22 protein-coding genes and 1 riboswitch are annotated in these 23277 nt (G+C 51.4%); of the genes, 9 read left to right on the top strand and 13 right to left on the bottom strand.

Features of this window, described 5'->3' with window-relative positions; translation table 11 throughout:
• Positions 1–32 precede the first annotated feature (32 nt).
• Positions 33–878 (bottom strand): SDR family NAD(P)-dependent oxidoreductase, encoded by an 846-nt coding sequence (locus tag ACX1DY_RS11065; protein ID WP_458964246.1) that lies wholly within the window; start codon positions 876–878, stop codon positions 33–35.
• 128 nt (positions 879–1006) lie between these two features.
• Between ACX1DY_RS11065 and ACX1DY_RS11060 the strand changes: the two genes are divergently transcribed.
• The 6 genes from ACX1DY_RS11060 (at position 1007) to ACX1DY_RS11035 (ending at position 7707) form a co-directional block, all read left to right on the top strand.
• Positions 1007–1984 (top strand): helix-turn-helix transcriptional regulator, encoded by a 978-nt coding sequence (locus tag ACX1DY_RS11060; RefSeq protein WP_458964245.1) that lies wholly within the window; start codon positions 1007–1009, stop codon positions 1982–1984.
• 106 nt (positions 1985–2090) lie between these two features.
• On the top strand, positions 2091–3341 hold the full coding sequence (locus ACX1DY_RS11055) for a methyl-accepting chemotaxis protein (RefSeq protein WP_458964313.1): 1251 nt from the start codon (positions 2091–2093) through the stop codon (positions 3339–3341).
• 492 nt (positions 3342–3833) lie between these two features.
• A riboswitch (cyclic di-GMP riboswitch) is annotated at positions 3834–3928 on the top strand.
• A gap of 117 nt (positions 3929–4045) precedes the next feature.
• Entirely contained in the window at positions 4046–5689 is a 1644-nt protein-coding gene (locus ACX1DY_RS11050; RefSeq protein WP_458964244.1) for a thiamine pyrophosphate-binding protein, read from the top strand.
• A gap of 40 nt (positions 5690–5729) precedes the next feature.
• Positions 5730–6095 carry a carboxymuconolactone decarboxylase family protein gene (locus ACX1DY_RS11045; protein WP_458964243.1) on the top strand — a complete coding sequence of 122 codons (366 nt, stop codon included), beginning with the start codon at positions 5730–5732 and terminating at the stop codon, positions 6093–6095.
• Between the two features lie 189 nt (positions 6096–6284).
• The gene (locus ACX1DY_RS11040; protein ID WP_458964242.1) at positions 6285–6635 is read left to right on the top strand and encodes a hypothetical protein; all 351 of its coding nucleotides are present in this window, start codon (positions 6285–6287) and stop codon (positions 6633–6635) included.
• 79 nt (positions 6636–6714) lie between these two features.
• Positions 6715–7707: a 3-oxoacyl-[acyl-carrier-protein] synthase III C-terminal domain-containing protein gene (locus ACX1DY_RS11035; protein ID WP_458964241.1), complete on the top strand. Its 993-nt coding sequence runs from the start codon at positions 6715–6717 to the stop codon at positions 7705–7707.
• A gap of 96 nt (positions 7708–7803) precedes the next feature.
• Here the strand turns inward: ACX1DY_RS11035 and glpK are convergent, their stop codons facing one another.
• The 9 genes from glpK to ACX1DY_RS10990 form a co-directional block, all read right to left on the bottom strand.
• A complete protein-coding gene (glpK, locus tag ACX1DY_RS11030; protein WP_458964240.1) occupies positions 7804–9297 on the bottom strand; it encodes a glycerol kinase GlpK in 1494 nt (497 codons plus the stop codon).
• A 125-nt stretch (positions 9298–9422) separates the two neighbouring features.
• Positions 9423–10862: a HAMP domain-containing sensor histidine kinase gene (locus tag ACX1DY_RS11025; protein WP_458964239.1), complete on the bottom strand. Its 1440-nt coding sequence runs from the start codon at positions 10860–10862 to the stop codon at positions 9423–9425.
• Positions 10863–11579, bottom strand: coding sequence for a response regulator transcription factor (locus ACX1DY_RS11020; RefSeq protein ID WP_019909923.1), 717 nt, complete (start codon positions 11577–11579; stop codon positions 10863–10865).
• Positions 11580–11656: 77 nt separating this feature from the next.
• Complete coding sequence (gene ccsA / locus ACX1DY_RS11015; RefSeq protein ID WP_458964238.1) at positions 11657–12919, bottom strand: cytochrome c biogenesis protein CcsA; 1263 nt, start codon at positions 12917–12919, stop codon at positions 11657–11659.
• On the bottom strand, positions 12916–14586 hold the full coding sequence (resB, locus tag ACX1DY_RS11010) for a cytochrome c biogenesis protein ResB (RefSeq protein WP_458964312.1): 1671 nt from the start codon (positions 14584–14586) through the stop codon (positions 12916–12918). Before resB ends, ccsA begins: the two co-directional genes overlap by 4 nt.
• A gap of 14 nt (positions 14587–14600) precedes the next feature.
• Positions 14601–15125, bottom strand: coding sequence for a thiol-disulfide oxidoreductase ResA (resA, locus tag ACX1DY_RS11005; protein WP_458964237.1), 525 nt, complete (start codon positions 15123–15125; stop codon positions 14601–14603).
• Positions 15126–15237: 112 nt separating this feature from the next.
• Positions 15238–15996 (bottom strand): pseudouridine synthase, encoded by a 759-nt coding sequence (locus ACX1DY_RS11000; RefSeq protein ID WP_458964236.1) that lies wholly within the window; start codon positions 15994–15996, stop codon positions 15238–15240.
• Between the two features lie 20 nt (positions 15997–16016).
• Positions 16017–16361, bottom strand: a complete 345-nt coding sequence (locus tag ACX1DY_RS10995; protein ID WP_458964235.1) for a peptidoglycan recognition protein family protein — start codon at positions 16359–16361, stop codon at positions 16017–16019.
• Between the two features lie 68 nt (positions 16362–16429).
• Complete coding sequence (locus ACX1DY_RS10990) at positions 16430–17536, bottom strand: GerAB/ArcD/ProY family transporter (protein ID WP_458964234.1); 1107 nt, start codon at positions 17534–17536, stop codon at positions 16430–16432.
• A gap of 170 nt (positions 17537–17706) precedes the next feature.
• Here ACX1DY_RS10990 and ACX1DY_RS10985 point away from each other — a divergent pair, with 170 nt between their 5' ends.
• Genes ACX1DY_RS10985 through ACX1DY_RS10975 form a run of 3 tightly spaced genes read left to right on the top strand, consistent with a single transcriptional unit; the run spans position 17707 to position 20681 of the window.
• Positions 17707–19218 (top strand): spore germination protein, encoded by a 1512-nt coding sequence (locus ACX1DY_RS10985; RefSeq protein ID WP_458964233.1) that lies wholly within the window; start codon positions 17707–17709, stop codon positions 19216–19218.
• Entirely contained in the window at positions 19215–20444 is a 1230-nt protein-coding gene (locus ACX1DY_RS10980) for a Ger(x)C family spore germination protein (protein ID WP_458964232.1), read from the top strand. The genes ACX1DY_RS10985 and ACX1DY_RS10980 overlap by 4 nt, the downstream gene beginning before the upstream one ends.
• A gap of 6 nt (positions 20445–20450) precedes the next feature.
• Positions 20451–20681 (top strand): hypothetical protein, encoded by a 231-nt coding sequence (locus ACX1DY_RS10975; RefSeq protein WP_458964231.1) that lies wholly within the window; start codon positions 20451–20453, stop codon positions 20679–20681.
• Here the strand turns inward: ACX1DY_RS10975 and ACX1DY_RS10970 are convergent.
• From ACX1DY_RS10970 to ACX1DY_RS10960, 3 genes are read right to left on the bottom strand one after another with little or no spacing between them, the layout of a single operon-like run.
• A complete protein-coding gene (locus ACX1DY_RS10970; RefSeq protein WP_458964230.1) occupies positions 20678–21166 on the bottom strand; it encodes a spore maturation protein in 489 nt (162 codons plus the stop codon). The genes ACX1DY_RS10975 and ACX1DY_RS10970 overlap by 4 nt on opposite strands.
• Before the next feature lie 52 nt (positions 21167–21218).
• Positions 21219–21884, bottom strand: a complete 666-nt coding sequence (locus ACX1DY_RS10965) for a nucleoside recognition domain-containing protein (protein ID WP_458964229.1) — start codon at positions 21882–21884, stop codon at positions 21219–21221.
• Complete coding sequence (locus ACX1DY_RS10960) at positions 21881–23074, bottom strand: D-alanyl-D-alanine carboxypeptidase family protein (RefSeq protein ID WP_458964228.1); 1194 nt, start codon at positions 23072–23074, stop codon at positions 21881–21883. The genes ACX1DY_RS10965 and ACX1DY_RS10960 overlap by 4 nt, the downstream gene beginning before the upstream one ends.
• Positions 23075–23277 lie beyond the last annotated feature (203 nt).

Below are 23277 nucleotides of genomic sequence, written 5' to 3'. Positions count from 1 at the left end.
TTGCCAATTTGCTGCCTGATAGGGCAACGCAATTATTCCGGAATCCGGAATACAGGAACTATTCTCCCGTCTACATCGGAGAAACCATATTTCTCAGCAAGCTTACCCACCTGCTGTGGCACGCCTGTCATGGACATGATTTCAGGATCACCGGCCAGGCGGGTTACAGCCCGCCCAATATAAGCTGTGGATTCACTTGATTGCAGCTCCGCCACCTCCTGCCAGTGCGCTTCGTCCGTATTCATGCTCTCCAGCACCAGCTCTGTCCGCATCCAGCCGGGGGACAGCGGAATCACAGCTATACCCTCCCCCGCCAGTTCAATGGACAAACGGCCGGCCAGACGCACGAGCGCATTTTTAGCCAAATCATAATACAGGTTGTCTATATATTTATACTGGTCCCAAAAGGTAGTATGGATAATCAGTTTACCGGATTCTCCGCCGCCCCGCATCAGTGGGAGCGCATAATAATTCGTCATAAGCTGCGCCCGCACTCCGGCTGTGAACATATTGTCCCAATGCTCTGTCGGTAGCTCCCACAGAGGTTTGCTTTCTATAGGAAGCTGATTACCTCCCCATACGTTGTTGATCAGAATATCAAGTCTGCCCTGCTCTGCCGCAATCTGCCCGATCGCAGCCTCCGTATCGCTGTCAATTGTGTGGTCACAGCGTATCGCGGAACCCGCTCCACCCATGCCCGTAATCTCACGAAGAACTTGATGGATGGTTTCTTTGCGCTGAACCGGCTGTCCAGAGTGTGCAGTTCTGCCTGTAATGTAGACGTAGGCCCCCGCCTTTGCCAATTCCAGGGCAATCCCTCTCCCTGCCCCTCTGCTCCCGCCGGTAACAAGCGCTACTTTTCCCTTCAGGTTTGTCATTTGTACAGCTCCTCTCTTCTGGCTTTCATAATCATCATAAGCTTTATATATGACACCAATTGACATATATTTATGCTAAACTAAAAATGCTCGTTTTACTCAAACTCACCGTAGAAAGGAGCTTCACCATGAGAGCCGACCGTTTGTTATCCATCCTCCTGCTGCTGCAAAGCCGCGGCAAAATCACCTCCAAGGAGCTGGCGCAGACTCTGGAGGTGTCAGAGCGGACGATTCTCCGCGACATGGAGGCGCTAAGTACTTCAGGTGTGCCCGTGCTCGCTGAAAGGGGCCGTGATGGCGGCTGGATGCTCAGCGAAGGCTACAGGACCTCTCTAACCGGCATGAAACCCCAGGAAATCGGATCACTGCTGTTGACGGCTGATACTGCAATCCTGAACGCTCTGGGGATACAGGAGGATTTCTCCTCCGCTGCCCGCAAGCTGGAGGCCGCCACCTCCAAGCTTCCTGATTCCCCGCTCGCCTTTCTAAATCAGCGAATCCATATTGATGGCGCGGGTTGGCATCCTTCAAGCGAGTCTTATCCGTTCCTCTCTTTGCTGCAGGAGGCGCTCTGGGAGAACCGCAAGGTCAAGATCAGCTATATGCGTGATAGAGAATGCAAGGAGCGGCTAATTTCGCCGCTGGGGCTGGTAGCCAAACGAGGAGTATGGTATGTCGTTGCCGAAACCGAAGGAGAATTCAGAACCTTCCGGGTCTCCAGACTGACAGCAGCCGAAATTACTGATGAGACATTTACGCGCCCGGAAGGCTTTGAGCTTGCCGCTTATTGGGAGCAATCCACTGCTTTGTTCAAATCTGCTCTCCCCCGCTTTCCCGCAAAGCTGCTGGTGAACGGCAGGACGATGGAGGAGCTGGAGCGGGAACGCTATGTGTCAATTACCAGCAGCAGCGCAGCAGCGCAGCCGGAATGGCTGTCCGTGGATGCCGATTTCAATACTCTGGAATCCGCCTGCCGCATTGTGCTTTCGCTAAGCCCGGATGTAATTGCCGTTGCTCCTGGAGAACTTGTCGAACGGATAACCTGCACCCTTGCCGAAACCGTAACGTTATATAAGGAGTTCACACACAAAAACAAACATAAATAGGCTCAAAAAAAGGTTTTATGTCAGTTCTTACAATAGACCAAACCTCCACGATTCGCCTATAATATTACAGTAAACAACTTAATTTTATTTAGGGGGAACTTTTATGATGGCATGGATGAACAGGCTTCCTTTAAAACAAAGAATTATTGCCGGATGTTACCTGATCGCCGCTTTATTCGCTGTTCCTGTTCTGATCACACTCATTGTGATGGGCAAAATCATTATCGGCTTTATTTTAGTAGCGGTACTGGCAGCCTTAACCTATCCTCTTGCACGCGTTGTTGAGAGAACGCTTACATCTTCGTTCGAAGACATCTCCAACGTAACTCATACCATAGCCAAAGGGGATTTTACCAGCCGCGCTGACGAAAACGGCTCCATGGGCGACATTAGCCGTTCCTTCAATACCATGATCGACAAGCTGAAGAAGATTCTCACCGAAGCGTCGCAGATCACCCGCCAAGTCATGGATGCGAGCCGTGGCATTGAAGACAAGAACCAGAACCTGAAGCTTGTGATGGCCCAGGTTGCCTCCTCCTCCAATGAGCTGGCTCTTGGCGCTAATGAAATCTCTGTAGATATCGCAGATATGACAGAGTCGATCAAGGATATAGAAACGAAGGTTTCCAATTACACAAGCTCCACCAAGGAAATGAACAGACGCTCCGTACATACGCTGGAATTGGTTGAAAAAGGCCGTCAGTCAGTAGATACGCAAGCGGAAGGCATGCGTAAAAATATACAAGCCACCCAAAAGGTAGCCGACACGATTGAAGCACTCTCACAAAATGCCCGCGGCATCACGATGATCACCAAGACGATAACGGAAATCGCCGAGCAGACGAACCTGCTGTCGCTCAACGCTTCCATTGAAGCCGCCCGTGCAGGCGAGCATGGCCGGGGATTCGCTGTGGTGGCGCAGGAGGTCCGCAAGCTTGCCGAGGAATCCACCTCCTCGACCAAAGAGGTGTTCAGTCTGGTGCGCAGCATTGAGAGCGACATCAAGCAGGCGATTGAGCATATTGCCATCAACGAGGAAGTCGTTCAAGTACAGAATGAAATGATCATTGAAACGGCTAATATTTTCGCTCAAATTGTGCAAAGCGTTCAATACATAACCGAGCAAATCGCTTCATTCTCTGCTGAAAGCGACCTTATGCTGGAGAGTGCGCTCAAAATTTCCGGAGCCATCGAAAATATCTCCGCAATTACCGAGCAGACAGCCGCAGGCACCGAAGAGGTCTCCGCATCTATGAACGAACAGATCAATGCCCTCAAGTCCGTTGCCGAAGAGACAGAAAAGATGACCCAAGCTGTATTCCAGTTGCAAAAAACAATCCATATTTTCAAATTTTAGGCGTCCCCTGCAATGCTGCCGCTTGAGCAAAAAATGCTCATGCGGCAGTTTTTTTGTGTTTACAATTTCCTTGATGTAATATTCACCAAATGCTGAATTTTCGCAGTATAAAATGATAATTTCAATTTGCATTTATATCTGGATAAGCTGAGCTTGGAAAATGAATCCAAAGGACGATAGTGCCGCAAGGAATGCTTGTACGATTACGATTAGCAACTGGGAGTCTAAGTATTCCCACAGTTACGGCCATCCTCCGTGATAACTATCAATAGCACCATGGTCCGGCATTTCAAATCCCGTTTGCATTTTAGGACTTTTTCACCTGGGACTTTATTATTTTATTTCCTGCATTAATATTCACTTGGCATGCAAATCAATAAATGTCGTTAATCGTTATATTCGTCAAATTTCGAGCTTATTTGATCAAATATATTGACAAAAGCAGCGCTAGGAATATATTGTAAAGTAAAATTATGCTTTATTTCATTAATAAAAATATATTGGCAAAATTCTCCGAAAGGGAATGACGCAAAGCCATGGATCTACAGTCTCATGCTTCCCGGGACCATGACAGCCAGGTTGCTTAAGAACCGGAACGTCTGTATTATGTTTCTCTCGTTCAACATGGTTATTTAGCAGCTGCCTGTGCTCCTTCTGAGTGCAGGTTTTCTATTTAAGCTAAATAAATAATAACATTGGGTGGGGTGGATTTTCTGAAAACAGTCGCAGATTATATGGCTCAGGCACTACGAAACCTCGGTGTAACACATTCTTTTGGCATAATCGGCAAGTCTATTTGTCCTGTAGTTCTGAAGATGGTTGATCATGGCATTGAGTTTATTCCCGGAAGACATGAATCCAGTTCTGGGTTCGAAGCCGCAGGTTATGCTCTAAAAACCGGCGGCCTTGGAGTGGCCTTCGGCACCTCCGGTCCAGGCGGAACCAATCTGCTTACCGCCGCAGCGCATGCCAAGGCAAACAACCTTCCTGTGCTGTTCATTACCGGCCATCAATCCATCAAGGAGCTGGGGATTCCCCAGTGTCAGGATTCTTCGAACTATCTTGCCGATCTGGCGGATATGTTCAGACCCGCAACTCTGTTCAGCAAGCTGGTTGAACGCGGAGATCATTTCAGCACCATATTTAATCATGCCATTTCGACGGCTTTAAGCGGCAAGCGGGGTCCTGTCCACCTGTGCATCCCTTTTGATGTGCAGACAGAACTCCTTGAAGAGTGCCGGATTGTGATCCCTGAACGGGAGAGTCTGATCAGCCACAGTAATTTCGAGCGGGTGATCTCGGCTATCAATCAATCCAGCCATCCCCTCATCATTGCCGGCAAAGGTGTCAACCGCTCCGGAGCGCATAAAGAGCTGGTTCAGCTCGCAGAGATGTTCAATATTCCTGTTGTGACTTCTCCTGGGGGCAAAGGCGCTATTGCCTGGGATCATCCGTTATATCACGGTCCAATCGGTGTCGGCGGCTGCAAGCATGGCGATGATTTGTTGAACCGCAGCGATTTGTTCATCGTGCTCGGTTCGCGGCTGAGCGATATGACCATCTGCAATCTCAAGGCGGAGAACCATCCGCAGACCTTGATTCAATTTGATGTCGATCCTACGTTTGTCGGGAAAATATTAAACTCTCCCACCATTTCTGTCAGCGGCGATTTGCGTGATAATCTGGCGTTCTATCTGCAAAATGTCGATACCAGCAGCATTCCGGCACGTCAACCGGAGACATCCCCGCGTTATACAGAGGAGCTTCCTGTATTGTCCAAGCTTTCTCTCGCTTCGGTAATGAGCACACTGAGCGAACAGCTCCCTTATAACAACACCCTCTTTGTTGATGACGGCAGCCATGGCTTCCATGCTGTGAAGTGGTACAACGTGAAGAAACCGGGCAGCTTTGTCTTTGATGCCTATTTTGCTTGCATGGGCAATTCAATTGGCATGGCTATAGGCGCAAAGGTAGCCTCACCTGAAGAAACCATTGTCTGCATTACCGGCGACGGATGCTTTATGATGCTCGGGGCGGAAATCAACACAGCAGTGTGCAAGGATATCCCCGTCATCTTTATCGTAGTGAACAATATGCAGCTCGATATGGCATTAAAGGGCATGCAAAAAACCACGGGCCGAATTGACGGTTCCCTCTTTGAGGTTCCAATGGATGCGGTAAAATTCGCCGAATCGCTGGGCGCTACGGGCTATAGATGCGAAACTGCAGAACAGTTTACTTCAGCTCTGAATGAAGCAGTAGCATCGAACCGTGTCGCTGTCATTGAGCTGTTTACTGACCGTGACGAAGTGCCTCCTACGGCCCACCGTACCTTGAACCTCAACTAAGAAGAACCATCTGCACCATCAACCTATAGGGGGCATCTCTGTGAAGAATATCAACAGTGGTTTTGAGCATTTCTCCAATCTGTCCGGCGATTATGGCGCCAAGGCGCTGGCTCCGGTTAAAGAGCATTTTCCCGAATTGGCTGAGTTTATTATGGGCAATGCCTACGGCGATATTTTCCAGCGTACTGCGATCGGTTCTGATTGGAAGGAAATCGCCGTCATATCCTCGCTGATTACGATGGGACAGTACGAGCAGTTGGGAGTCCATTACGTGATGGCGCTCCGGGTGGGAATGACCGTGGAGCAGATTAAGGGCATTTTGCTGCACTTGGTGCCGGTTATAGGCGCTCCAAGAGTCATTTCGGCCTTTAATGTGCTGCTCGACACACTGGAGGAAATCAAATAAGTTCTTTTGCGACAAAATTATACATTATTCGACTTTATTCTTGCATTACAGTTAAAATTATGGTTATATTTAAAGGGAAAATATCCCAAAACCAAGGTTTTAATGTCGATTTTCGACATATAAATATAAGTTTTTTGAATTTTAATACTTATGCTTCACACAATTTAATTACTTGGGAGAGATCAGCAAATGGGAAAATTTATTTTGAACACCGATTCTGTTAAAAAGGTCATTAAAATTGAACTGGAAGGTACTTTCTCAAACGACGATGGCCTTAAGTCAATCCAGGCTTATCAGCAAACCATCAATCCAATTACACCTGCTGAATATGCACTTGACATTGACTGCAGAAAGCTGAATGTAACCGCTCCTGATGTTGTGCCTTTGCTGGAAAGCTGCTTCGTAATGTTCAAGGCTGACGGATTTGATAAAGTGAGCCTTACTCTGGAAAATAACCCGATCCTCAAAATGCAGCTTGCCCGTCTGGGCCGCAAGGCAGGACTTGAAAACCTGGAGATCATTTCGACTGTTTCTGCTTAATTAAATATTTCCGAAGCAAGTTTTGTTCGAAGAGAAGTATCAGGAAGTTTATTCTCACAAAACTTTGAGGAGGATTAATATGGCCGGAATTCGAATTAAGGACATTGATATCTATCATCCAAGCAAAAAGATTGGCAATGACTTTTTCATACAGCATTTTGATGAAAAGGGTATTGATATCCGTGGTCTTCTGGCTACTCTGGGCCGTGAAAGCCGCTACAGCATTGATAGCAAGGATGAGAACTCTCTGACAATGGCTTTTGAGGCCGCAAGCAATGTGCTGGATAAGACGGGACTGACCGGGGCTGATATTGACCTTATTGCTTATGCGAGCCAAACTCCTGAATATATTTTTCCTACGAATTCATTGATGATCCATCGGCTAATCGGCGGAGCATCACATACAATTTGTATCGACAGCAATGCGAACTGTGCGGGCATGACGGCATCGGTGGAGCAGGTTAGCCGGCAAATGATGGCCAACCCGAGAATCCGCCGCGCGCTGGTCATCGGCTCCGACCATGTTGCACCGCATGCGAACAAAAACGATCCTGTCTATTATGCCAATTTCGGCGACGCCGCTGCTGCACTCATTCTGGAGCGTGATGAGAACTCCGTAGGCTTCATTGATTCCATCTACCAGACAGATACCTGTGTATACGGGAACTCGTTGTTCCCTGCAGAAGGCTTGGCTAACCTTGGACGTGAAGGCGTGGATGCGGGAGAGTTCAATGTGAGATTCATTCCCTTTGATGATTCTATTTGTGTGGACGCGGCCTCTGAATCCATCAACACGCTGCTAAGCATCAATGAGATTGCCCCGGAATCCATCAAAGCGGCCTGCTTCTCGCAATTGTCACTGCCCAACATCCGCGCGGTTTCCGAGAAAACCGGCATCGACAACGACGTTGCCGTCTACATCGGCGATGAATTCGGATACACTTCGACTAGCAGCCCTTTTGTCGCTCTGCATAAAGCGGTAACTACGGGACAAATCGAGCGCGGCGACAAGGTCCTGTTCTGGACCGTTGGCGCAGGCTGGCAAAACGTAGCTTTTGTAATCGAGTACTAGAGTTAATGATAAAAGAGCGGCCTGCAAGCAGAATTCTGCTGCAGGCCGCTCTTTGTTGCTGGCGCCTCCGGTATTCAATTCCGGCTTGCCTCTTACTCACCGATATCCTTCATGCTTCTCCCAGCCCATAGTGCGCGATACAGCATCCTGCCAGGCTTCGTAACGCCGTTCCCGCTCTGCCTCCTCCATGTACGGCAGGAAGACCTTCTCGGCCTTATTAAAGCGCTCAAGCTGCTCTCTGGTCCAAATCCCTGAGGTCAGACCGGCAAGCAGCGCTGCCCCGAGTGCTGTCGTCTCCGCATACGTTGTCCGCGTAACCCTGCTTCCCAGAATATCTGCTTGAAACTGCATAAGCAGATCATTGCGCACAGCGCCGCCATCGACCCGCAGTCCGGTCAGCGGCATGCCGGCATCCTTCTCCATAGCTCCGATCACATCACGCGATTGAAAAGCAAGCGATTCCAGTGTAGCCCGCACCAAATGCCCCGCTGTAGTGCCGCGGGTCAAGCCGAAAACCGCGCCTCTGGCATACATATCCCAATACGGTGCGCCTAGCCCAGTGAAGGCAGGGACGACTACAACCCCTTCACTGTCCTCTACCTCCCCGGCCCGCTCCTCCGAGTCCGCCGGTCCCTCAATAAGCCCCAGTCCCTCATGCAGCCATTGTACGGCGGCTCCGGCTACGAATACACTCCCTTCAAGGGCGTAATACAATTCGTCGCCCATGCCCCAAGCTACAGTGGTCAGCAGTCCATGGCTGGAGGCAACGGCTTCAGTCCCTGTATTCATGAGAATAAAACAGCCTGTGCCGTAGGTATTTTTGGCGCTGCCGGCCTCAAGACATGTATGTCCGAACAAGGCAGCCTGTTGATCTCCCAGCACGGAACGGATTGGAATTTCTGCTCCGAACCAGCGGGCTTCAGCCGCTCCAAATTCTCCGCCTGACATCTTGACCTCCGGCAGAATAGAGAAGGGAATTCCGAGTTTATCGATAAGGGGTGCATCCCATCTGCGCTCATGCAGATTAAAGAGCATAGTCCGCGAAGCATTCGTAACATCAGTGGCGTGCACAGCGCCACCTGTGAGCTTCCAGATCAGCCAGCTATCAATGGTTCCGGCCAGCAGCTCTCCCTTGTCCGCGCGTTCTCTGGCGCCTGGCACATGATCCAGAATCCAGACCAGCTTGGTGGCCGAGAAGTAGGCATCCACAACCAAGCCGGTTTTGGCGGCAATCTCTTCGGCCAGGCCTCTCTGCTTCAGCTCCTCGCACTGCTCAGCCGTGCGGCGGTCCTGCCATACAATAGCCGGATATATCGGTTCACCGGTCGCCTTATCCCAGATCAGCGCGGTTTCCCGCTGATTGGTAATGCCGATGGCGGATATCTCAGATGCCGCCCTTCCGCTTCTGCTGATGGCATCTCTCGCTGCCGCAAGCTGGCTCTCCCAGATTTGCTCCGGGTCGTGCTCTACCCAGCCTGGCCGGGGAAAGGACTGCCTGATCTCATATTGCCCCTGTGAGATCATACGCGCCTTATGGTCGAACAGAATCGCCCGCGAGCTGGTAGTACCTTGGTCTAGTGATAAAATCATAAAGCTGCGCCTCCTAGAACTGGCTTCGAACGCTTAGAATATGTTCCACGATGAACAAGATTAATGTGGTGATTTCAACAAAAAGCACCTCTGCTGTCAGAGGCGCTGTCACACATTGTCTGGCTTTACTGTTTTTCGACAGGGAGCCGCAGGGTGAAGGTGGTTCCTTCTCCCAGCTTGCTGGATGCCGAGACCGTTCCGTGATGTGACTCGACGATATTTTTGACAATCGCTAGTCCCAGCCCGGTTCCTCCGGATTCGCCACGCACACGGGCTTTGTCCGCTTTATAGAAGCGATCAAAAATATAGGGGAGATCCTCGGGCGGAATGCCCATCCCTTCATCCCGGATATCAATCTCCAGGAAGCGGCGTCCTTCAAGCACTGTAGAGCGGGCCAGCATCGAGATATGTTTATCCGCTGGCGTGTGCCTGAAGGCATTGTCAAGCAGATTGGTCAGTACCTGCTCCAGCTTGTCTTCATCCGCTGCCTTAAGAAGCAGGGCATCACCTGAGGCATTCAGCTCAAGAATAATCCCTCTCTCTTTGGCCCGTACGGAAAATTTGCGGTACATCCGCTCCAGCAGCTCACCCATATCGACCTGAGTCTTTTTCATATCGGTATGTCCTGCCTCCATGCGGGCAAGATCCAGCAAATCCTTCACAAGACGCCCCATCCGCAGCGATTCATCATGAATAACCTGCACCAGCTCGCTGCTCTCCTCTGGGGAGGAGGCCATTCCATCCAGCAGCGCCTCGCTGTAGCCCTGCATCATCGAGAGCGGCGTTCGGATCTCATGCGAGACATTCGCGACGAAGTCCCGGCGCATTTTCTCCAGCTTAACCTCCTCGGTTACATCACGCAGAACAGCAACAGCTCCCCGGATCGAATCCTCGGAATACAGCGGGGCCATATGAACAGACCAGACGCCCTGGCGGACATGCACCTGGGAGCGCTGATCTCCCCCCTGGTGCAGAGTGCTGTCGAACAACCGGCGCAGCGGCGGCGGAACCCTACTGCTACCCGCCCCTTGCGGGTACAGCTCGGATTCGCTCTCCGTTTCCCAGCTCAGATCGCTCCAAGTCTCAAGCAGAGCCTGGCCATGCGGGTTCGTCAGTATAATCCGCCCTTCTATATCAAAGGTGATTACGGCATCGCTCATGCTTCGCAGTACACTGGATAAATGACCCTTTTCATGATTCAGGCTGCGGATATTCTTCTCCAGCTCCTCTGCCATGTGATTGAAGGACGTGGCTAGCTGGCCGATTTCGTCACTGGTCACCAGCGTCAGTCTGGTCCCGTATTCACCGCGGCGGATATCGTTGGCCGCTTCAATCACCTGCTGCATCGGCTGGGTTATTTTCGTGAACAGGAATAAGGCGAAGAACGTAGTCAAGGAAAATCCTATCATACAGGCATACATAAACAAGCGTTTGATCGCCCCGGAATTGGCGAAGTTACTGTCGATATAGGGCAACAGGAAAAGCCCCAGCGTGATAAGCACGACAGCAACCAGACAGATGATCGTGATCCACAGCTTCCCGACAAGACTTCTCCAGAAATTCACCTATTTGGGTACCTCAAGCTTATACCCTACGCCCCATACCGTGGTGATCATTGCTGCCGATTCCGGTGATACCTTGTTCAGCTTCTCGCGCAGCCGTTTGACATGCGTGTCCACAGTGCGCAAATCTCCGAAAAATTCGTAATTCCACACATCCTTAAGCAGCTCTTCGCGCGAGAACACCTTGTCCGGCGAGATAGCCAAATAATGCAGCAGCTCATACTCCTTCGGAGTGAGGCTTACCTCCTGGCCTCCGGCAGTTACGCGGTGTGCATCGTGCTCAATAATAAGGTGCGGGAAGACGATATTGTTGCTGGAATTGCTCTCTTTGGATAAAAAGGCTGTCGCGGAGGAGCGGCGCATAATCGCCTTTACCCGGTAGATCACTTCGCGCGGACTGAACGGTTTGACCACATAATCGTCAGCCCCCATCTCGAAGCCCTGCACGCGGTTGATCTCCTCACCCTTGGCTGTCAGCATCAGGACAGGAGTCGATTTGACCCCTCTGAGTCTGGTCAGCACTTCAATCCCATCAATTCCAGGCAGCATCACATCCAGCAAAATCAAGCCATAATCATTGGCCGTTGCTTTGCGCAGAGCGACTTCGCCGTCTTCTGCCTCATCAATTTCATAGCCTTCTTTTTCAAGATACATCTTTAGCAGGCGGCGAATGCGTTCCTCATCATCTACCACCAGAATTCTGTTCAAATGCTCTGCCATTTCACAACAACCCCTTCATCAAATACAGTAGAACGTTACCCTTAAATTTAAGTGCTGCATCAGCAGATAAAGTATCCTCAATCCGTCCCCGCATATGAATGAAGTCCGGCGATGACCAAATTGACGCCAACCAGGGTAAACATTACGACCAGAAAGCCGAGTACGGCGAGCCAAGCGGATTTGCTCCCCTGCCATCCGCGTGCCAGCCGCAAATGCAGGTAGGCGCTGTAGAACAGCCAGGTGACAAGTGCCCAGACCTCTTTGGGGTCCCACCCCCAAAATCTGCCCCAGGCCACCTGGGCCCATATCATTGCAAAAATCAAAGCCCCCAGCGTGAAAATCGGGAAGCCTATGGCAATCGCCCTGTACGTAATTTCATCAAGATCATTCTCATCAATTCCATCCAGGATCGGATGAATAGCAGCGCCCAGAGGCCCCCGGGCAGCCAAACGGAGAATTCCGTACAGAATTGCTCCGGAAATCAGCGACCAGATTACTGTATTGAATTTCCGCCCGGCATTCACGCCCTTCATCCATGAAGGCGCTTCGAAAAGCGGTTCACGCATCCCGAGAAACGGCTGGAAGCTCTCAATTTCGCTATGGTAAGGTGCCACAATTGGCGGCATTTTATAACTCACTTTCTCTATTGTACTATCTCCCTGCCCGGGGCTGTCAATCGTAACGTTCGAACGGACAAAAACAGTTTCGTAACCGGCGCCGCGAAAAGCAAATACCGACCCAAGAAAACCAATTATAACAATGATTGAGAACAGAGTAAATTCAACCAGACGCTGCTGCTTGCGGTCATTCCGCTCCACGCTGTGGAAATTCACAGTACGCAGCAGGTACATTAGACCGGCGGCGAAGGCGACGGCGAAGAAGGATTCACCCAGCGCAGCCAGCGTGACATGGATGTTCAGATAGATTGATTTGAGCGAAGGAATCAGCGGCTGAACCTCCTGCGGAAAAACCGCCGCATAAGCCATCACGATAATCGAAATCGGCACCGCGAAAACACCGAGGATGATTTTACGGTAGATCGCGAAGATAACGGTAAAGGCCACCATGACCATCATAGATAAAAATGTCATGAACTCATACATATTGCTGACCGGAATATGCCCAGACCCGATCCAGCGGGTAATGAAATAAGCCAGATGGCACAGCAGACCTAACGAAGAGATAATAAAAGCGATTCTGCCCCAGCGGGCGGTATGCTCATCCGGCTTCCTGCCGGACCATCTGCGGCCCATTATGGCAATGGTAAACAACATGAACGACCCGCTGTATAAGAAAAACGCGGCAATAAAGACATCACTGCTGAAATCGAGCAAGCTCATGCCAAGCCTCCCCCGTTATCCAGAGATTTTTCATCCACTGTCAAGCCTGTCTTTGCCAGAATCGAAACGATCTCACGGCGGAAGCCGAACCAGTTCTTGTTCGTATGCCCCCCGAGTACAAGCTCCCCGCCCTCGGCCGCCAGCCAAATGCGTCTGTGCTGCCAGTAAAAGCCGAGCACCAGCCCCACCATAACAATGCCTGCCCCGGTCCAGACAAAGGGCATTGCCCGGTCCACACGTATGTTCAGGTAAGTCGTGGATTCCGAGAAGTCCACATCGCTCATACTGCTGACCTGAAGCTCCAGAAACCGGCTGCCTCCGCTAAGCTTATCGTTAATGGCTGACATCTGGAATTTCTCCTTGTCGACCTGCTTGGGAAAATAGAAATATTGCTGCCCTTCAGGCGGCAAATCCGGTCCGGTGATCAAGAAGAGGAAGGCGGGTGCATTCGGATAGGGAGATTTGGACACCGGCTGTCCCTCCTCGTTCAAACCGAAATCCATATATTTCTCTTTGAGCGCCAGCGTATAGGGACCGGCATGAAATGTCCGCTGCGGATTCTTCATGTCCAGCTTGAATTTGCCATACACCTTCCCGTTTGACGCATTCGTCAGCTCAGGCTGCACCGAACGCAGCACGGGGGTCAGGTCATAGTCAAACTGATACGCTTTCAAACCTTTGTAGCTGAGCGGCGAGTTCACCTGAATATTATGACTCGTCACCTTCGCAAGCTTCGGCTCCTTGGAAGGGTCGGCACAATCCGCAGTGCATTCATAGAGCACTGCCTTGGTTTCGTAAAGCTTCGGCAGGATTTTGGTGCCGCGGAACTCCTTGGGCATCTCGTCTGCGGTATAAAACTCTACAGTAAATTTCTCGTTCTGCAGATAGTAGGTGGTTTCGGGAATCTTGACGATTTCCCCTTGCGGAAACGCGAGATGCTGATCCATATTCAGTCCCGGGAGCCCTCTTGCCAGCACGGCCAGTAAAAAGATAATCAGGCCAATATGAATTACATAGGGTCCCCAGCGGCTGAAACGGTGCTTCTCGGCCAGTAATGCCCCTCCATCCGTCCTTACACGGTAGCCCTTCTTCTGCAGAGGCTGCACCAGCCGCGCGACCCACTCTTCCGGTTCCTCCTGCAGCTTGGTTACGAGCACTACCTTCTGGCGGATCAGGAACTGGCGGTGCTTGCGGATCTTTTGCCGGGTCAGCGCCTTGTACAGCGGAAGCACGCGGTCCAGGCTGCAGATGACCAGCGATGCCCCGATCAGCACAAGCAGGGTGACGAACCACCATGACTCATAGGTGTGCGAAAGGCCGAGTCTGTAATAAATCTCCCCGGCTGTTCCGTACGTTTCTCCATAATAGGTCGAAGCGTCAATATTCAAAAAGGTGCTCTCCTGGGGGAATATCGTTCCCAGCATGGAGCCCAGCAGTGTCAGCACAATGAGGTAGATGGCGATTTTGACCGAGGAAAAAAAATTCCACACTCTGTCGATTACCCCCGGGTTCACACGCTGTGAGCGCCGGGCGACGCCGTCGTAGCGCATTTCCAGGTGCTCTGAAGAAAGCTGCTCCTTCTCATCCAGCGGCTTGCCGCAGGCTTCACAGAGAACGGTCCCCACCGGGTTCTGATGGCCGCATTCGCACTTGGTGTTGGTGATCAGCGGTACGTGCTTATTCACGGCTTCACCAGCTTCCCGATCTGCTCGTCAAGCGAGCTGAGATCAAGCTGGCCGATATGAATGCTGTCCACCCTGCCCTTCGCATTGATGAAGAAGGTGGTCGGAAGCGGCGATACGCCATAGCTGCGGACAGCATCGCGGCCCGTATCCATGACAACCGGAAAATCAATATCGACGAGCTTGACGAAATTCTCCACCGTCATCTGATCCTCGCCGACATTTACACCCACAACTACAACGCCCTGATCCTTCCATTTCTCCCACTGGGCCTGCAGAGCGGGCATTTCCTTGACGCAGGGGGCACACCAGGACCCCCAGAAATTTAGCACAACGGACTTGCCCTTGTATTCGTCCAGCGTATGGGTCAGACCATCAAGACCGAGCAGTTCAAAGGACGGCGCTTTCCCGCCTTCCCTTGGCTTGCCGTCTCCTCCGAACACGGAGGAACTGATTGCATAACCCCCAAGCAGAAGTATCACGAACAGAATGACGATTTGAACCGGCTTTCTTGCTTTGCCCATACGCCAAGCCCCCTTCTGTGACGCAACTCATTACTCTAGTTGTTAGATGTGAACATCTCATGAACATTATAACGAATGTGGTCACAGTTTTAGGAGGGGGGAATTGTGAACATTATGTGTCTTTGCGGGTTTGGTTTGCTTTCAGCATGCCGGCTTTGGCAATTTGCTGGAGATGGTTGATTTCATCCTTGGTCAGATGGCGGTAAGAGCCGCGTTTGAGATTCTGCAGCAGAATGTCGCCGAAGGAGATCCGTTTCAGCCGGATAACAGGATGGCCTATCGCTTCGAACATCCGCCGGACCTGGCGGTTGCGGCCTTCATGAATGGTAATGCTGATGACCGATTCTTTATTCTCTTCGTCAATATCCTTGTATTCCACTTCCGCCGGAGCGGTCATTCCGTCCTCCAGCTTAATGCCTGCCTTAAGCTTGTCCAGCGCTGTTCCGTGCGGTATACCCTTAACCGTAGCCAGATACGTCTTCGGCACATGATGCTTCGGATGCGTCAGCAGGTTCGCAAACTCGCCGTCGTTCGTCAGCAGCAGCAGCCCTTCCGTATCATAGTCCAGGCGGCCCACAGGGTACACGCGCTCTTTGATGCCCTTCAGGTAATCGGTTACCACCTTGCGGCCCTTGTCATCGGATGCGCTTGTAATGACACCCTTGGGCTTGTTGAACATGATATAAATTTTATTCTCGCCTTGGATCAGTCTTCCGGCGACCTTGATTATATCTGTTGCGGGGTCCACCTTCGTGCCAAGCGTAGTTACGAGCTCCCCGTTGACTTCCACTTTACCGGCCAAAATCATTTCTTCACACTTGCGTCTCGACGCCACACCTGCCTGCGCCAAAATTTTCTGTAATCTTTCCATTTTCGACTATTCACCTCAGGTTAATGATAACCATCAGCGGGATAAATCACAAGTTCATTCCATGGAAAAAATGCTCCGGGACAGGTTTTCGTGTGGGGCTCTACAAGCAATGGGGATATTTGATACCGCGCCGCCAATTCCAAAATGAGCTTGCCTGCCGCGAAGAGCTGATCCTTGCGTCCAGAGAGCGGTGGAAGCGCATCCTCTTCCCCGTAATTACCTTCCAGGCAGATATGGATATATTCCGGGTCCGTCAGCAGCGGCGCGGCATAGATCGCCCCATCTACTCCGATCCAAAAGTCGAAGCCCTTGCCGTTAATGGACGAACAGCGGGAATGGTGCAGAATAAAACCCTTATATTCCATCGAGGTCGGCCTCCCTCCGTGTTGCTGAAATAGCATATGTTATACGGAGGATTGGGGTGATGGGCTTTTTATGAAGAGCCAGCGCCGAGCCGCTTCCTGATATAGTAGACAATCAGCATAATCAGCGGCAGAACGAGAGAATAGGTCATATCCCAGTCCACCCAGTAGGCAGGGATTTCTTTGATAATGAATATGATGTCTTTCGCAATCAATTCTGAAAGGCCGTAGATCAGAAATGCTGTCGGAAAGATTAAGGGGATATGGCTTTTGAGCTTCAGCAATTGAGCCGTACCCAAAGTAAAGGCGTAGAAATACATCGCTGTTTTGAAATAGGTGCTTATAATCCATGCAGTTGCCAAAAAGGCTTCAATTCTTTGCAGAAAATTCCCGATATTGATCTTCTGGGCCAGAATATAAGCGGCATAAAATTGATGCTCCGTGTAAAAAACTCCTAATACCGACAGGGACAAAAATAAAACAAGGTTCAGCACCACCCCTCCAACCATCAGGGAGATCAATATATCGCGTTTTGTACTGCTTTCTTTCTGGGCATAGGGGTATACCATAGTAAATACACACAATTCTCCAAAGGGATAGAAAACGCCAAACATGATCGAATGCAGCATATTTGGCAGGGGTGTAATGAGCATAGGCTGCAGCCGGCCCAGCTCGACTTGCGGAAACAGGAGAATCATCAGAGTAGCCAGAAAAAAGATAAACAAGGGTAAAAAGATCTGCGCCGCACGGCCCAAGGTTTCCAGCCCCAGACGCACGCCGTACACCAATACGACAATCGCCATAAACCGGATGACCCCTCCAGGTGTCCTCTCATAGATCTGAGTAGCCATAAAATCTTCAATTTCCCGGACATAGGTAGAAGCTGCAAGTAGAAAAAAGAACAAATAATATAACGCAACCGCGCTGCCTAGCCACTTCCCGAGAATTTTCAAACAAATCTCGACGAGATTTTTCCCCGGATTAAGCTTTAGAAGCTGCACCTGCAGCATGGTAAGGGCCACTCCGATCGGAATGCTGATCAGTCCGGCAATCCATGCATCCTGCTTGGCACCGGCAGTTATTGCCGCCGGGAACACCAGCGCCATATCTCCTATTAATGTGAACAAGCCGAGTGTAACCATTTGCTTCGTGCTGATCCGGCCTTTCTCCAGACTCAATATAGTCCCTCCTTTGCGGGCGTTCAGACTTCTTTCCTTCCTCTGATCCTTTCTTAGTATGGCTGCAGTTTCCAGAATTATGTTATCCGGTTTAGACAAGGCGCAGGAATAATTGTGGATATATGAACCAAACTACAGATAGCATTTTCATAGGAAATGGAGGGAGTTGCATGAAAGACACGGCTTCAGATGAGCTTTCAACCCGGCTGGAAACCAGTCACAAGCAGCTACTGCAAATGCTGGGCGGCAGCACCGATGTGATCGTTAAGGAGTATCTGCTGGAGGAGGATACCCGGATTGCGCTGTTTTATATAGATGGACTGGTGGATATGAATTTGTTCCATACCTCCGTTCTCTATTCCCTGCTGGAAAACAGCTCTTCCGAGCTCAACCGGCTAGATCCGGAACAGAAGATAGAATTGCTGAAGACACGCATCCTGATGGCCGGCAGTCTGTCCGTAATTCATGGATACAAACAGTTCATGCACGATCTGCTGTCCGGCAATGTTATGCTGCTCCTGGACGGCAGCTCCTCGGCTCTGCGGATGGGTCTTCCCGGCTGGGAGGACCGCAATGTCAGCGAGCCCAACTCGCAGGCGGTGGTGCGCGGCCCGATGGAGGGCTTCAATGAGTGTCTGCGGGTCAATACCGCTCTCGTCCGGCGCAAAATCAAAAGCAGCCACTTGTGGCTGGAAACCTTTCAGATCGGCAGGGTCACACAGACGGATGTGTCGATTATGTATCTCAGCAATGTCGCTAACAAAGAGCTGGTTCAGGAGGTTAAGCGCCGCCTGCAGCAGATCGACACGGACAGCATTCTCGAGGGCGGATATATCGAGGAATTTATTCAGGATACTGCTCTTACTCCCTTCCCAACCTTATATAACAGCGACCGTCCTGATACGATAGCTGCGGGTATTCTCGAAGGGAAGGTAGCTATACTTGTGGATGGAACTCCGTTTGTGCTGCTCGCTCCCACTTTTTTTATTGCCTTTTTCCAGTCAGCAGAAGATTACTATCAAAGAGCGGACATCGCCTCTCTGCTGCGGTTGATCCGTTTTCTGGCATTTTTCCTCACCTTGCTTGCGCCTTCGTTTTATGTTGCGGTTACCACGTACCATCAGGAGATGATCCCCACCACCCTTGTCATCAGCCTGGCCGCCCAGCGCGAGAGCGTGCCTTTTCCCGCCTTTGTGGAGGCGCTGATCATGGAGCTGACCTATGAAATATTGCGCGAGGCAGGCGTACGGATTCCGAAAAATATCGGCCAGGCCATTTCCATTGTCGGCACACTTGTTATTGGTCAAGCAGCTGTTGCTGCTGGCTTCATTTCCTCCGCCATGGTCATTATCGTCTCGATTACTGCGATTTCAAGCTTTGTCATTCCGGAGTCGGGAATGTCGATAGCCGCACGCATGATCCGTTTCCTATTCATAGGTTTGGCCGGTTTTATCGGACTGTACGGGATGATCTGCGGGGGTATTGTTATGGTGCTGCACCTGGCGAGTCTCCGCTCCTTCGGAATGCCTTATATGAGCCCGCTCGGCCCCTATGTCAAAAGTGATATGAAGGATGGGATCTTCCGCTTTCCCTGGCCGAAGCTGCGCACCAGACCCGCAGAGAATCATACTCTAAATTCTGTCCGGCAAAGCACATCCAAGCGCGGGAAACCTGAGTCATGATCAAAAAGCGGTACAAGTCTCTACTCCAGGTATTGCTTGTCTTGTTTCTTCCTATAGTACTCAGCGGATGCTGGGAGAGAAAGGAACTCAATGAAATGGCATTTGTACTGGGACTGGGGCTGGATAAAGCGGAGTCTGGGTATAAAGTCAGCATGCAGGTAGTTATCCCATCCGCCATCACCTCGCAAACAGGTGGGGGCGGGGGCGGGGGGGGCGGCGGGGTGCCGGTGGTCCTATATAATTTTACGGCTACCACATTTTATGATGCGTTGCGCCAGTTCAATCTGGTCAGCTCAAGAAGGAGCTACCTCGGCCATATCCGCGCGCTGGTTATTGGGGAGGAGCTCGCCCGGTCCGGAGTTGGCGAAATCCTGGATGTTATCAAGAGAAGCCGTGAACCGCGAATGGATTTCTATGTTATGGTGGCCCGGGACAACACAGCGGAAAATGTACTTAAGGTGCTTACCCCACTGGACAAAATACCGGCAAACATGCTGTTCAGTTCTCTGGATAAATCCTATAAAATATCGGCCAGGACTGTCGCTATTACACTCGACAGATTTATTGAAGATTTATTATATGAAGGAGAAGCCCCAGTCTTGACTGGAGTAGAGATTGTAGGCGATGTAGAGGAAGGTAGTGACAAAAAAAACACAGAACGATCGGCGCCCAAAACAACACTGCGTTACCAAAATGTAGCCGTGTTCAGAAAAGATAAGCTCATCGGTTGGCTGACTGAGAAATCAACGGCCGGCTATAACTATATCATCAATAAAGTCAGCCAATCTTCAGGGTACGTCCCAGGAACAGACGACAAGCCCATTGTGATTGAAACGCTCCAGACGTCGTCGAAGCTCAAGGTTAAATTCATTAACGGGGAGCCTCATATTTTTATAAAAGTTCAAGCGACCTGCAATGTGGAGGAGTCTCAGAGCAAAGAGAACCTGGAGGCTGTAAGCTCCATCAGAGATTTGGAGCGAAAAACGGAAGAAACCATTATTGAGCGAATGAAGGGTGCTGTGGAGGAAATCAACAAACAATTGAAGGTTGATGCAATGGGATTCGGGCAAGCCATTTACCGGGCGAATCCCAAGGCCTGGGCAAAGCTGAAGGCGGAACAAGGTGACCAGTATCTGCAACGATTGCCCGTCCACTATAAAGTTAGTGTGAGGATCAACCGGATCGGCACGATGGATAAGACTTTCCTGGATGAAATCAAGGAGTGAAGCCCTATGCTGTTTCTGTTATTTGTAGCGATTGCCGCCGGATGTGCGGCATGGGACTTGCCTGCCCTCATTCGCAAACGGAAGCCTCGCGACCTCCTCGTCTACTTCCTGTTCTGGCTCGCGGGTCTCGCCGCCACCGCATGCTCCGCATACAAAATTAATGTGCCCAGCCCGCTGATGCTGGTCATGATAATCTACAAGCCCTTTAATGATCTGTTCACGTATTGGTTTCTCTAACCAAGCACCAGCAGGCATACAGCTACAGCGGCAACGAAGCCGACGATGTCGGAGAAGAGGCCGACCTTAAGGGCGTAACGGCCGTTTCGGATGCCTACAGCGCCGAAATAGACGGTGAGCACGTAGAGCGTGGTGTCGGTGCTGCCCTGGATGGTGGAGGCGATCATCCCGATCAGGGAGTCCGGTCCGTGGACACGGATCAGATCGGTGGTATAGGCGAGCGAGCCCGTGCCCGTGAGTGGCCGGAGAAGTCCGAGCGGCAGCACCTCCGGCGGTACGCCAAATCTTTGCAGCGTGGGAGCGATGTAGCCCATCAGGAAGTCCAGCGCGCCGGAGGCGCGAAAGACACTGATGGCAACGAGCATGCCGACGAGATGCGGTATGATAGCTATTGCCGTGCCAAACCCGTCCTTGGCTCCTTCGACAAACGATTCATAGACCGGAACCTTGCGCGTAAATGCGTATAGCGGAATGAAGGTAATCATAACTGGAATCGCCCAGGCTGAGATAAGGCTGATTAGCTGGAACAAGGCAAGCTCACCCTTTCAGTGAAGAATGCGGGAGCGTAGCGCTCCCTCCGGCAGACTTGCCGGACCTCAGGGCAGGCGGACCCGGCGGTCTGCGCATCAGAGCCAGGCGGCGGCACAGCCTGTCTGCAGCAATGGCGGCAAACGTCGCTACCGCCGTTGCGGCAAGCGTCGTGCCGACGATACCCGCCGGGTCCGCCGAGCCGTAATTGAGGCGAATCGCTATCAGTGTAGCCGGGATAAGCGTAATGCTGGCCGTGTTCAAGGCGAGCAGCGTACACATCGCCGGAGTGGCGGTGTCCTTGTCAGGGTTAAGCGTCTGCAGCTCCTGCATCGCCTTGATACCCATCGGCGTTGCCGCATTACCGAGCCCAAGGAGATTGGCGCTCATGTTAGAGAGGATATAGCCAATCGCCGGATGTCCCTTCGGCACATCCGGGAACAAGAAGGCTACCACCGGCCCAAGCACCTTGGCGATTTTCATCAGCAGGCCAGCATCCTCGGCCACCCGCATGATTCCCATCCAGAACACCAGCACGCTGATCAGGCCGAAGCTGACTGTGACTCCGTTCTTCGCGCCGTCGAACACAGCCGCGGTGAACTCATCCATCCTGCCGTTCACGGCGGCAAATACAAAGCCGATCAATATCATCCCCAGCCAAATCCCATTGATCATGATGCTTTCCCCCCTAATTCAAACAATGCCCGAAGTGCGCTTCCCAGCGCCTGCAGCCAGTGGGCCGCCGGATAAGCGGCAGCACCTGCCGGGCTGTATCTCTTCTCGTAGGCCGAGTGCTCCGGCGGCAGCTGATCCGGAGTATAGACCGGAACCCGGCCTATTTCCTTGCTGCCAAGCTGCAGCACCAGCGTCCCCTTGAGGCCAAAGCTGCCCCCGCTACGCTTCTTCGGCTGATTCAGCACAAGCTTCGTCACAAGGTGAGCTTCCTCCCCCTGCCCCAGCGGATACGCAAACTTCCTGCCGGCTACAAATTTGTAGCCGCTGATGCCCTCTCCGCGTTCAACCAATGTCTTGAGCGGATAGTGATTGAACCCAAAATCCAGCAGCGAAGCATGGTCATTCCAGTCATTGCCGTCATTCAGCGTAACCGCGACGAGCTGCTGTCCGTTGCGGGTAGCGGAGCTGACCAGGCAGCGCAGCGCTTTTTTGGTATAACCGGTCTTCACTCCGTCCGCTCCTTCATAGAGGCGCAGCATTTTATTTTTGTTGCTCCATTTGTAGTCCCATTTCTCATAAGGGTTATCCGCCGTCTTTACTTCGGTTCTCACGATTTCTTTGAAGACAGGGTTATGCATGGCATAGGCGGTCAGCACAGCCAAATCATTGGCGCTCGAATAATGCCCCTCGGCATCAAGCCCATGCGGATTGGCAAAGCGGGTATTCTTTAAACCAAGCTCCTCCGCCTTGGCATTCATCATATAGACGAAACCCTCCTCCGATCCGCCGACATGCTCGGCAATTGCTGTAGCCGCATCATTGCCTGAACGCAGCATCAGACCGTAGAGCATATCCTCAAGCGTCATTTCTTCCCCCTGCTTCAAGAACAGGGAAGAGCCTTCCTTAGCAAAGGCATTTTTCCCGACCTTGACCTTGGAATTCAGACTTCCATTCTCTATAGCCACGAGTGCTGTCATGATTTTGGTCAGGCTGGCAATCAGCATCCGCTCATCCCCACGGCTGCTGTACAGAATCCTTCCGGATGCCACATCAATCAGCGCTGCCGCCCGGGCATGGGTATTGATGGTGCTGTTCTCGGCACGGAGCAAAGGCTGCGGAGCCGCAAAGAGCAGCAGAGCGCACAGTAAACCCATCATCAACGATTTGAATGGTAATGTCTTCATGTTCATCCTCCGGCTTCTATCAGTTCTTAATCAGGGAGTACAGGGAATCGCGCTTGTGTTGTACAAGTATATGCGGCGCGGCAGGTAGGTATGTCCTTCTCTTGAATCAGCGTCCGACTCTACCCTGTGAATGATCAAAAAAAAGGGACACCGCCCCACTCAAGGCGACATCCCCAATCCATTGTAGTATCCGGGCAAAGAGCTGCACG

The organism is Paenibacillus sp. BAC0078, from assembly GCF_054483875.1.
Note: the sequence above shows the minus strand (reverse complement) of the source record. Positions and strands in the feature narration are given on the sequence as shown.

Bases quoted from the DNA above. Each gene is read 5' to 3' on its own strand.
- ACX1DY_RS11065 (WP_458964246.1), bottom strand. From the start codon at position 878: ATGACAAACCTGAAGGGAAAAGTAGCGCTTGTTACCGGCGGGAGCAGA.
- ACX1DY_RS11060 (WP_458964245.1), top strand. From the start codon at position 1,007: ATGAGAGCCGACCGTTTGTTATCCATCCTCCTGCTGCTGCAAAGCCGC.
- ACX1DY_RS11055 (WP_458964313.1), top strand. From the start codon at position 2,091: ATGGCATGGATGAACAGGCTTCCTTTAAAACAAAGAATTATTGCCGGA.
- ACX1DY_RS11040 (WP_458964242.1), top strand. From the start codon at position 6,285: ATGGGAAAATTTATTTTGAACACCGATTCTGTTAAAAAGGTCATTAAA.
- ACX1DY_RS11035 (WP_458964241.1), top strand. From the start codon at position 6,715: ATGGCCGGAATTCGAATTAAGGACATTGATATCTATCATCCAAGCAAA.
- glpK (WP_458964240.1), bottom strand. From the start codon at position 9,297: ATGATTTTATCACTAGACCAAGGTACTACCAGCTCGCGGGCGATTCTG.
- ACX1DY_RS11020 (WP_019909923.1), bottom strand. From the start codon at position 11,579: ATGGCAGAGCATTTGAACAGAATTCTGGTGGTAGATGATGAGGAACGC.
- ccsA (WP_458964238.1), bottom strand. From the start codon at position 12,919: ATGAGCTTGCTCGATTTCAGCAGTGATGTCTTTATTGCCGCGTTTTTC.
- resA (WP_458964237.1), bottom strand. From the start codon at position 15,125: ATGGGCAAAGCAAGAAAGCCGGTTCAAATCGTCATTCTGTTCGTGATA.
- ACX1DY_RS11000 (WP_458964236.1), bottom strand. From the start codon at position 15,996: ATGGAAAGATTACAGAAAATTTTGGCGCAGGCAGGTGTGGCGTCGAGA.
- ACX1DY_RS10995 (WP_458964235.1), bottom strand. From the start codon at position 16,361: ATGGAATATAAGGGTTTTATTCTGCACCATTCCCGCTGTTCGTCCATT.
- ACX1DY_RS10985 (WP_458964233.1), top strand. From the start codon at position 17,707: ATGAAAGACACGGCTTCAGATGAGCTTTCAACCCGGCTGGAAACCAGT.
- ACX1DY_RS10980 (WP_458964232.1), top strand. From the start codon at position 19,215: ATGATCAAAAAGCGGTACAAGTCTCTACTCCAGGTATTGCTTGTCTTG.
- ACX1DY_RS10975 (WP_458964231.1), top strand. From the start codon at position 20,451: ATGCTGTTTCTGTTATTTGTAGCGATTGCCGCCGGATGTGCGGCATGG.
- ACX1DY_RS10970 (WP_458964230.1), bottom strand. From the start codon at position 21,166: ATGATTACCTTCATTCCGCTATACGCATTTACGCGCAAGGTTCCGGTC.
- ACX1DY_RS10965 (WP_458964229.1), bottom strand. From the start codon at position 21,884: ATGATCAATGGGATTTGGCTGGGGATGATATTGATCGGCTTTGTATTT.
- ACX1DY_RS10960 (WP_458964228.1), bottom strand. From the start codon at position 23,074: ATGAACATGAAGACATTACCATTCAAATCGTTGATGATGGGTTTACTG.